At 46.9% G+C, this 9,558-nt stretch carries 14 protein-coding genes; 7 read left to right on the top strand and 7 right to left on the bottom strand.

What is annotated here, in order from left to right; genetic code table 11:
• Positions 1–15 precede the first annotated feature (15 nt).
• Complete coding sequence (locus NJR55_RS06475) at positions 16–1,326, bottom strand: methyl-accepting chemotaxis protein (protein ID WP_253618871.1); 1,311 nt, start codon at positions 1,324–1,326, stop codon at positions 16–18.
• A 178-nt stretch (positions 1,327–1,504) separates the two neighbouring features.
• Here NJR55_RS06475 and NJR55_RS06470 point away from each other — a divergent pair, with 178 nt between their 5' ends.
• The gene (locus NJR55_RS06470) at positions 1,505–2,080 is read left to right on the top strand and encodes a hypothetical protein (RefSeq protein WP_253618869.1); all 576 of its coding nucleotides are present in this window, start codon (positions 1,505–1,507) and stop codon (positions 2,078–2,080) included.
• Here NJR55_RS06470 and NJR55_RS06465 read toward each other — a convergent pair.
• The 4 genes from NJR55_RS06465 to NJR55_RS06450 form a co-directional block, all read right to left on the bottom strand.
• Entirely contained in the window at positions 2,064–2,210 is a 147-nt protein-coding gene (locus NJR55_RS06465) for an ATP-binding protein (RefSeq protein WP_253619252.1), read from the bottom strand. The genes NJR55_RS06470 and NJR55_RS06465 overlap by 17 nt on opposite strands.
• 89 nt (positions 2,211–2,299) lie before the next feature.
• Entirely contained in the window at positions 2,300–2,596 is a 297-nt protein-coding gene (locus tag NJR55_RS06460) for a HigA family addiction module antitoxin (protein ID WP_253618867.1), read from the bottom strand.
• Positions 2,596–2,874, bottom strand: a complete 279-nt coding sequence (locus NJR55_RS06455; protein ID WP_253618863.1) for a type II toxin-antitoxin system RelE/ParE family toxin — start codon at positions 2,872–2,874, stop codon at positions 2,596–2,598. The genes NJR55_RS06460 and NJR55_RS06455 overlap by 1 nt, the downstream gene beginning before the upstream one ends.
• Before the next feature lie 82 nt (positions 2,875–2,956).
• Positions 2,957–3,832, bottom strand: a complete 876-nt coding sequence (locus NJR55_RS06450; RefSeq protein ID WP_253618861.1) for a DNA ligase — start codon at positions 3,830–3,832, stop codon at positions 2,957–2,959.
• 194 nt (positions 3,833–4,026) lie between these two features.
• Here NJR55_RS06450 and NJR55_RS06445 point away from each other — a divergent pair, with 194 nt between their 5' ends.
• From NJR55_RS06445 to NJR55_RS06435, 3 genes are read left to right on the top strand one after another with little or no spacing between them, the layout of a single operon-like run.
• On the top strand, positions 4,027–4,425 hold the full coding sequence (locus NJR55_RS06445; protein WP_253618859.1) for a thiol-disulfide oxidoreductase DCC family protein: 399 nt from the start codon (positions 4,027–4,029) through the stop codon (positions 4,423–4,425).
• A 41-nt stretch (positions 4,426–4,466) separates the two neighbouring features.
• Positions 4,467–5,447 (top strand): catalase family peroxidase, encoded by a 981-nt coding sequence (locus NJR55_RS06440; protein WP_253618857.1) that lies wholly within the window; start codon positions 4,467–4,469, stop codon positions 5,445–5,447.
• On the top strand, positions 5,440–5,964 hold the full coding sequence (locus tag NJR55_RS06435; protein ID WP_253618855.1) for a cytochrome b: 525 nt from the start codon (positions 5,440–5,442) through the stop codon (positions 5,962–5,964). The genes NJR55_RS06440 and NJR55_RS06435 overlap by 8 nt, the downstream gene beginning before the upstream one ends.
• Positions 5,965–5,975: 11 nt before the next feature.
• On the opposite strand, the gene NJR55_RS06430 is transcribed toward NJR55_RS06435, so the two are convergent.
• A complete protein-coding gene (locus tag NJR55_RS06430) occupies positions 5,976–6,227 on the bottom strand; it encodes a TIGR03643 family protein (protein WP_275978062.1) in 252 nt (83 codons plus the stop codon).
• A 59-nt stretch (positions 6,228–6,286) separates the two neighbouring features.
• Positions 6,287–7,639 (bottom strand): serine hydrolase domain-containing protein, encoded by a 1,353-nt coding sequence (locus NJR55_RS06425; protein ID WP_253618853.1) that lies wholly within the window; start codon positions 7,637–7,639, stop codon positions 6,287–6,289.
• A gap of 215 nt (positions 7,640–7,854) precedes the next feature.
• On the opposite strand from NJR55_RS06425, the gene NJR55_RS06420 reads away from it, so the two are divergent.
• The 3 genes from NJR55_RS06420 (at position 7,855) to NJR55_RS06410 (ending at position 9,512) form a co-directional block, all read left to right on the top strand.
• Positions 7,855–8,052, top strand: a complete 198-nt coding sequence (locus NJR55_RS06420; RefSeq protein ID WP_011235277.1) for a hypothetical protein — start codon at positions 7,855–7,857, stop codon at positions 8,050–8,052.
• A gap of 29 nt (positions 8,053–8,081) precedes the next feature.
• Positions 8,082–8,381 (top strand): Rho termination factor N-terminal domain-containing protein, encoded by a 300-nt coding sequence (locus NJR55_RS06415; protein WP_253618851.1) that lies wholly within the window; start codon positions 8,082–8,084, stop codon positions 8,379–8,381.
• 123 nt (positions 8,382–8,504) lie between these two features.
• A complete protein-coding gene (locus tag NJR55_RS06410) occupies positions 8,505–9,512 on the top strand; it encodes a virulence RhuM family protein/type II toxin-antitoxin system death-on-curing family toxin (RefSeq protein ID WP_253618849.1) in 1,008 nt (335 codons plus the stop codon).
• The last annotated feature ends 46 nt before the right edge of the window (positions 9,513–9,558 follow it).

Genomic DNA, 9,558 nt, shown 5'->3' with positions numbered 1-9,558 from the left:
GGCACCTCATCGCTACTATAATTCATTAGCGAAGCGTTCTACAGCGTTGACCACCTGTTTAGCTCCTTCCCGAATCTCGACAATGACGGCTCCCGACTGGTTGGCTAATTCCAGGCCTTGTTCTGCCTCCTCTCGGGTACTGGACATTTGACGCATCACCTCATCAGAGAGAGTCTGGTTTTTCTCGACGACTCTTACAATCTCTTCTGTGGCTTTACTGGTGCGGGCAGCCAGATTCCGAACCTCGTCGGCAACCACGGCAAACCCGCGGCCTTGTTCACCGGCTCTGGCGGCCTCAATAGCGGCGTTTAGTGCCAGCAGGTTTGTCTGCTCTGCGATGCCACCGATGGTTTGCACTATGGCGTTTATCTGCAGGGATTGTTTACCCAGCGCTTCAATGCTCTCGCTCGTCCCTTGCATTTGTCTGGCTATCTGCTGCATGGTTTCTACCGTTTTCTGAACCACAGCGGAGCCTTTTTGGGCGCTTACATCAGTTTGTTGTGAAACGTCGTAGGCGACGCTTGCACCTTCTCTTACCTGAGCTTCCCGTTCCACTTGGTCGGTGACCACGCTGGCAAATTTCACAACCTTAGATAAGTTGTTCTCGGCGTCGTAAACCGGGTTATAAGTGGCTTCAAGCCAAACTTCTTCGCCACGGCTGTCGACTCGTTTGAAACGGTCCGCTACGTACTCGCCGTTGTTTAGTTTTTTCCAGAAGGCGGCGTATTCGGGCGACTGAACCTCTTCTGGTGTACAGAATATACGGTGGTGTTTGCCTGCAATTTGTTCGAGCCGGTAGCCCATGGCCTGCTGAAACTGTTCGTTTGCGGTGATTACGGTGCCATCAAGGTTAAACTGAATAACCGCAGTGGAGCGGATCAGCGCATCAATGAATGCTTCACTCTCTTTTTTGCCTTCAACTGTTTTGGTTACATCGCGACCATATCCCTGTACATGGGATAGTTTGCCGTCAGCGTTTTGTATCGGAAGCCAACTGATACGAAGCCAGGCGAGGGAGTCGTCAGCACGCAAGTAGCGGTAGTCATCGCTTATCGGTGCGAGCTTTGCCACGGCCTGATTAAAGTCTCGAAAACAAGCTAGCTTCGGGACGTAAGCTGGTACAATCTCCGACATGGGTCGCCCTAACAGCTGTTCGCGCTGGTAGCCCAGAACATCAGCAAAGCTTTGGTTTACGGCAGATATGCAGAAGTCGGAGTTCAGTGTGATGGACAGCATGCCACGATCCATCTGGCTAGCCAGTTGGCGGAGCATCGCTAATTCTTTACGCTGATCTTCGAGTTCATTTTTGAGGCGGCGATTAAACATCTGGATATTCCAGCCAACAATAATCCATCTTTATCGGCAGGTCTAACCAGCTCTTGAGCCCATGGGCAAGAATACTGCATGGGTATGTAGTCTTTATTGTAAAAGATGTTGCTCCTGCGCAGGTGACTGCGTACTTTAAAATATTTGAAAATCGGCTTCACGGTGTCGAAACCTTATTATGAAACGACTGACAATTTTGACAGCTCTGGCCTCTTTATTGATCGCTGGTTGCGGGCATTACAACTATGCCGTAAAGCGGGATGGGTCACCTGTTCCCTATAAAAATAAGTATGCTGACAATGATGACAACCAGTACGAGTTTTACAGCACTCTTTATAAAGTTAACGCAGACAGTCGGTTTAGCGATCTGGTCGAGATTACGCATTTGAACGATGTGTACAATAGTCATCAAGGAACGCCGGAGTCGACCTGGAGAAAATCATTTTTAAGCTTCAATTTGAGTGATGAGTCCGGCGTAGAGGTGATACCCGAGTCGGTGGTTCTGGAGCACTATTCTGAATCGGGTGTACGCATCATGCCGTCAAAGGTTGAGTCAACGGTATCAAAATGCTCGGGTAAGGTGGGTTGCCGGGAGTCTGTTGTTCTGCACTACGAAAAGGGCATGCCTGAAAAGCTCCTGGAAAAAGTCAGTTTTAAGCTCATCATTAATGGACAAGAAAAGACGGTGTCTTATACGCTTCCACTGGAGTACAAATATCAATACTCGTTTTGGGACGTTATGATGGGAGTTTAAGCAACAGCTTAACTTCGAGCCCTTCCGGTTGATTACGTAAGTTAATGCTACCGCCGTGAGCTTCAACAATATCTCGGCACAGTGTTAAGCCAATGCCTGAGCCGTTGACTTTAGTGCTGTAAAAGGGGATGAGAGCATGTTCAAGTTGCTGGCGGTGAATTGATTGGATGCGGGAACTCTGTTCAAAACTCAGCTTATCGCGAGCCTGTTAGGCATTTATCATGCGACTGTAAGATCAAGCTTCTGAACCTTATCTAAACTTAAGTTTTTTCCAGCATGCCATAAATCGTACGCATCCTGCATCGCTAGCCAACTCTCCGGGCTTCTGCCTAAAGCTTTCGATAAACGCAACGCCATTTCAGGGCTTATGCCACTTTGGCATTTTAAAACTCTGTTTAAAGTGGATGGAGAAACATTTAACTTTGTAGCTAAATACCGGCAACTCAAGCCAAAAGGCTGCATATAGGTTGCTAGAATAAATTCACCTGGGTGAGCGGGGTCAAACATAATAGACATCAGTGATAATCCTCGTAATTAAGCAGATATACATGACCATCACGAAACTCGAAGGTTAAACGCCAGTTGCCACTAACCGCTATCGACCAAATATTTTTTCGACTACCTTTTAACGGGTGGAGTTTGTATCCCGGAATGTCGAGATCTGAAACTTTCATAGCGGTATTTAATGCCACCAACTGCATGCGTAATCTCGCAGTATGGCTCGCTTTAATTCCGCGAGTACTTCCACTTTCGAAGTAAAGCCTCAGTCCTTTGTGCTTGAAAGTTTTGATCATGAGCTCTTAGTGTAGCGTGTTGCGCAACGTTGTCAATTCGTGGTTTCTTTGTATTTTTTGCATACGCACCGTGTCTAAAAGCTTATTCACCTTCCACACCCTCCCGAATTCGTAAAAAGCTGGCAAAGCGTGGCACGTTATTCTTGGTGTAGCCGTGGTACTTGTAGGTAATAATACTGCCGACAGGCGGAGGGTTTGCGCGTTCAGCGTCGGTGAATCCGGTGCCAATAGAAAATTCAATGCCTTGCTGATTACGCACGCGCAGCGCACCGAGCATATCTGTATATTTGCCTTTGCCCGGTAAATGCGCAATTACCTCGGCCTCTTCGTCGAAATAGGGTTTTAATTTTAATAAAGCGTCACTTCTGCCGGATTGATGAAGCGCTGTAGCTAAGTGCAGCATCAGGCCTTCTGCACCATGCTCAACCATAGCTTTCAGGTGTTCGCTTAACTCATGATTGGAATGAAACCGCTGTTGTTGTACTGCTTTAATATGTTCAGCGTTTACTTGCTCAATTAACTTTGAGTAGTTTTTGTATCGTTCCTCAAAAGGTAGCTGTGCGTCAGGCATATCAAACACCATATACTTCACTTGCCGCCAACGGCTGTGCTTTGGTGTTTGGGTGCGCACAATAGAGCTTAGCACCTCAAAGTTTTGACGTTTTGTCCACAGTTCACCGTCAAGCCAAACGGCGGGTAGTGGTGCAGTAAACCATTCCGGAGCCGATATCAGGTTGCCTTGTCGGGTCAGTAGTTGCGAGCCTGTCCAAATGGCCCGGATACCGTCGTACTTTTCACTCACCAGATAGTCGCTGATGGGATTGGTTGTGTCCTGTTCGTACACTTTTGCCAGTTGGGTTTGTGTTGAGGCCTGTAACGCGGCTGCAGGAAAGGCACAAAAGACAGCGATAAAAAATACCGCTAAGTAAACGAAACGAATTTTAGAGAGTTCTGGCATCCTTGCCTCTTATTTTGGAGCGAATTGCAGCGCGTCTGCGCCATATGTCATAAAAAGACTAGCACTGCTTATTAAGTCTGGCTGCTTGGCAATGTCGTATTATGAGCTAAGCAAACCGATTTTCGCATTACATTATGAATCAAATACGCAAAAACAGCGTATAAGAAGGTGTAATTCGCAAAACGGTGGTTCTAATGTCAGAACAAAGTTCGAAACTTGTTATCTTCTTCGACGGTGGGTGTCCGTTGTGCGTGAAAGAAATGCGGCATTTAAGGAAACTGGATGAACAAAGAAGCATCCAGTTTGAGAATATTAACGAGCCGGATTTTAATCAGCGTTACCCTGCGGTAGACGTTGCTAAGGCTAACCAGTATTTACACGGGCAGATCCGTTCAGGTGAAATGATTTATGGCCTGGATGTAACCTATGCAGCCTGGTCGCAGGTGGGTAAAGGCTGGATGATCGCGCCTTTACGCTGGCCTGTCATTCGGTGGTTTGCCGATAAAGCCTACTTATTTTTCGCGCGATACCGCAACCGCATTTCCAAGCTATTAACAGGTAAAGAACGCTGCTCGCAGTGCTCGATTGACTGATATACTCTAACCGAAAGAATGATAACAAGAGTACTTTCGACATGAAAAAACAATATCTGGCATTATTGTTGGCGCCAATAATGAGCGTGGCAGCCGATGATCCCCCCAAAGTTAGTGCGCAAGAGTTTGTTAATTTACAGCAGGGAGAAACCGCCCATGAAGGCTTCCGCAGAGCTCACGCAAAAGGTATTTGCCTTAGTGGTGAGTTTCGTTCAAACGGACAGTTAGCCAGCTATTCAAAAGCGGCACTATTTGAAACGGGATCCATGCCTTTTATTGGGCGTTTTTCTGTTGCAGGGAATAATCCAACGGCTCCCGATTTAAAGGCACCGGTGCGCAGTTTGGCCTTGAGCTTTGCCATGAGCCCTACCCAGCAATGGCGGATCGCGATGAATACGCCCCCCGTTATGGCGGTTAAAGACCCGCATACGTTTTACCAGCAAATTCAGGCGATTCAGGCAGGCCCCAAAGCAATACAAGCGTTTTTTGCCGAACACCCTGAGAGCAATGACTTTTTAAGCTGGAAAGCGCAGTACCAACCCAGTGGGAGTTTTGCAGCCGAAACTTATAACAGCATTAACGCGTTTTATTTGGTGAATTCAAAGGGTGAAAAGCAAGCCGTACGCTGGACTATGCAACCGACGGTTTCAGTTTCTGCTGGCAATTTAGAAGGTGTGGATGCTCTGCACCAAGAAATTACCAACCGGGTAGCGAAAGAAAATGTCATTTTCGACTGGGTTTTTACGTTGGCAAATGAGAAAGATGACGAGAACAATCCTGCAAAGGCATGGCCGGACAGCCGTGAGCAGATTACGGCGGGGCAAATTGTTATTACCGGGGTAACGCCGCAGTTACAGGGCGAATGCCACGGTATAAATTACGACCCTCTGGTGTTACCAACTGGTATTGAAGCAACCCGTGATCCCATACTACGGGCTCGTTCCGCGGCTTATGCCGAGTCTTATCGGCGCAGAGCAAAAGAAGCGTTAATGGGCGAGCTGGAGGAACAGGGCAATGAGTAACACACAAAAATTTTCCTTGTCGATGCGCTTGTTTCATTGGGCTATGGCGGCTTTGGTTATTTCGATGCTGGCGGCTGGTCTATTGATGGTTCGTTCTTTAGAGCCTTGGCAGTTAAGCATTTTAACCGTGCACAAAGCTTTTGGAGTTGTAGCTGCCGTACTGGTTATTGCTCGTTTAGTGAATCGTTTGTTCCATCAAATTCCGGCACTACCCGGAGACTTATCAAGCTTGCAGAAATTTGTCGCTAAGGCTTCTCATTGGCTGCTTTATTTGCTGTTGTTCGCCATGCCAATTTCAGGGTATTTAATGCAGTACTTTGCCGGGCGTCCAATTGACGTATTTGGCTGGTTCCGCTTACCGGCTGCGCTTAATGTCGATATTGAGAACTATGCCATATTCCGGGAACTGCACGGCTGGCTGGCAATAGCACTTATGGCACTGGTTGCTTTGCACGTTGCTGCGGCCTTGCATCATCACTTTATTCGCAAGGACAAGGTTCTGAAAAGTATGCTTTAGTAGGTTATTGCCTAACGCTGTTTATATTGTGTTGGACAGTAGCCTCGTAAAACTCCCGCGGGGCGTAATTTGCGGTGTTTGGTATTGCGCCCCGACACACGTTCCCGCCACAAGCGGAAGCTGCCCGGCTTAAGTTGCGAGCGCATAAACTTCACAACCTGCTTTTCCTGCAGGCCAAATTGCTCTTCAATAGCTTCAAATGGCGTGCGGTCTTCCCACGCCATTTCTATAACGCGTGATACTTCAGATTCAGTCAGGTTCATAAACAGGCTACTTAGTTGTTTTTATTCAATTACGTTAGCCTTTGTGAATCAGATCTTTGTTATTCTGACGCTGCCTCTGTGGATTCACCTTTTCCCATTAAGTACTCAGCAACCGCTTGATAAGCCGGTAGCGAGGTTGGGTCAATCTTGGCATTTGCAGCGGTAGGAAAAGACGCTAACCTCACTATTACCATATCTACCGTTGGATCAATATAAATGGTCTGCCCATGAACGCCTCGTGCTGCAAAAGCTTCATGCTCGTTGTGTAAAACCCACCACATACTTGTGTAACTTCCGCCTTTTAGCGTGCTGTAACCTGCTTTAGCAAAAACCTCTTTATCGCCGCCGGCTTGTATGTTGGCGACCGCCTCTTCTGGAAATAATTGCTGATCGTTGATTCTTCCGCGGTTTAGCACCAACTGGCCAACACGTGCGAGATCACGCAGGCCTGCGCTAAGTCCGCCGCCTGCAAAGGGAGTTCCTTTTGCATCAACAGTAAAGTAAGCGTCTTGCTCAGCCCCTATTTTGCTCCAGATACGTTCAGATAATAGTTGGGTTAAATCTTTACCCGTGACCCGCGAAATGATCCAGCCAAGAGTATCAGTGTTAATCGTCCTGTAACCAAAGGCTTCTCCGTGAATGCCTTTTTGTCTGACGGTTTGTAGATATTCGAAATAGCCGTTCGGGCCTTTATATTCTTTGGGTTTCGGCAAGGGATTGGCAGCTTTTGAGTAGATCCATATATCTGCGTTTGGATCGGAGTAATCCTCGCTATAATCTAGTGCCGTGGTCATATCCATAACCTGACGTACAGTTGCACTACCAAAAGCACTATCGATAAGCTCGGGAATTATTGATGAAACTTTTACGGTATCGTCAAGCGCACCTTCTACAACGAGTATCTCTGCCAGCAGTCCGGTCATGGACTTAGTCATCGACATAGCAGCGTGTTTACCCCCCTCGTCCAGACACCCCGAATAGTGTTCATAAACAATTTTGCCTTTATGAAGTATAAGAATGCCGTCGGTATAATTTGCTCCAAGAGAGTCCCTCCACGTCATGGTTTGTTCCGTACCCATAGTGTTGAAAGTCACTGAATCGATATTTTTATCAATAGCGTATTCTAACGATAATGGAGGTTCGGATCCCTTTCTCACGCGTTTCGTCGGCATGAGTTCGCGAATATGACATACCGTCCAACGCAGCTTCGGAAAGCTAAAGAAGTCTGATTCAGGCTGCATGATGAGTTTCTCTGGCGATGGCGGGAAGCCTTGCATCCAGCCTAGCGTTTCTGGGTCAGTCGCTTTTGCATCGGAGTAGGAAGCTGTTTGCGCGTAGCTATGAGAACAAAGACTCACTAGCACCACAGCACCTGCAAATAAGCTGAACATTTTATGACTTAAGCATTTCATGAGAATCCCTTAATAGCCGAAACCACTTTGTTGTGGTTGCTCCTAATCTTAGTTGAGTCTAATAAGCTCTGCCATTAAATAGGTGTTGCATAGCAATTGATGTGGATCTTTAAAGTCAGGGGGCAACGAACCTTTATTTCATTTCTTTTTTTACTACACTTAATAATTAAGAAGTTGAGAAAACGCACTGACATTCTAACGATTAAGGAGGCTTTATGACCGGGCCAATGAATCCGAAAATTAAAAAAGACGAGCAGGATCTTAGCGAAGAAGAAAAGCGGAAGCTGCAGTCACAGCAGGACAAAGAAAATCAGAGCCGTGAAGACCACCGTCGGCCAAATTCAACTCATGACACTCACTCGCAGAAAGATAAGCAGATTGCCCCAGAGCAACGTGGCCGGGACTCTCAGTAATTAACAACTGATTGAGAAAGGAGGCAACCATGCCAGACGTTTGGCGCGACAAAGACGAGCGTATGTATCAGCATATTAAGCAGTCACAGCTGGATGACGGAAAGAGTGAAGACGAAGCAGAGGAAATTGCCAGTCGCACTGTGAATAAGCAGCGACGCGAGGAGGGGGTTACCGATAACACCACTACTCAGGGGACAGGTAACCCCAATACCCGTCTGGAAGAGCGCACTAAAGATGAGTTATACAATAGAGCGCAGCAGCTCAATATTGATAACCGCAGTCAAAAGAGTAAAGATGAATTGATTGAGGCTATAAGACAAAAGCAGTAGAGCTTTTAAGCTGACGTCTGACTGCTTTGGTGGTTTAATGAAAGCATTGTGACCGAATGAAGAAATGCCGACTATGCTAGAGCGCTTGATGAAGACACAAAGCTCAAGGATGAGGGATGAAGCGTGAATGACAAGCAAATTCAAATATTTGAGAGCCAGGATGGGCAGGCACAACTGGAAGTGGCTTTGGAACAGGATACAGTTTGGCTGAACCAGGCTCAGATGTCATTACTATTCGATACCTCGACCGATAACATCGGTTTGCACCTGAAGAATATTTACAGGGAAGGTGAACTGGAAGCAATGGCAACTACCGAGGATTTCTCGGTAGTTCGGCAAGAAGGTAAACGACAAGTCCGCCGTCGTGTAAAACATTACAACCTTGATGCCATTATTTCTGTGGGCTACCGCGTGAGCTCCAAACGCGCGACACAGTTCCGCCAATGGGCAACCCGAATATTAAAAGAGCACCTGGTTGAAGGCTACACTTTAAACCAACGTCGGCTGCAAGAGCGGGGCGTTGAGTTTGAACAGGCTCTGAATCTACTCAGTCGTACACTGAGCAACCAAGGCTTGGTATCTGAAGCTGGTGAAGCCGTTGCTCAGGTTATAAGTGAGTACGCTCGTTCCTGGTCACTGCTGCAAGGTTATGACGAGCAAGTTTTAGCGGAAATAGGCACCAGACAAAATGGTATGCAGGCTCTGGATCCAGATAATGCAGCCGATGCCATTCAACAGCTTAGAAAAACACTTATAGCTAAAGGCGAAGCCACTGAATTATTCGGACAGGTTCGTGGGATCGGGCTTTCCTCGGCATTAGCGACCATAGAACAAGGGTTTGCAGATGAGCTGTTTTACCCGAACATAGCCAGCCGTGCTGCCCACTTATTGTACTTTGTAATTAAAAACCATCCACTAGCCGACGGCAATAAACGCTCCGGTTCTTTCCTATTTTTGTGGTATCTGCGATTAAATCAGCATTTATTAGCTAAGCCCGTTGAGCGGTTGATTAACGACAACACTCTCGTGGCTCTGGCACTACTGGTAGCTGAGAGCTTACCAAATCAAAAAGAGCCGATGATTCGTTTGATAGAACACTTTATTCTGCTGAAGGAGCCAGCCGATAACTAAGGATTAAAGCTGACGAATGTCTGTTTTGGTGGTTTAATATAGCCAC

The organism is Idiomarina rhizosphaerae (assembly GCF_024159085.1).
Lineage (GTDB): Bacteria > Pseudomonadota > Gammaproteobacteria > Enterobacterales > Alteromonadaceae > Idiomarina > Idiomarina rhizosphaerae.
This window is presented reverse-complemented; position numbering and strand designations above follow the sequence as displayed.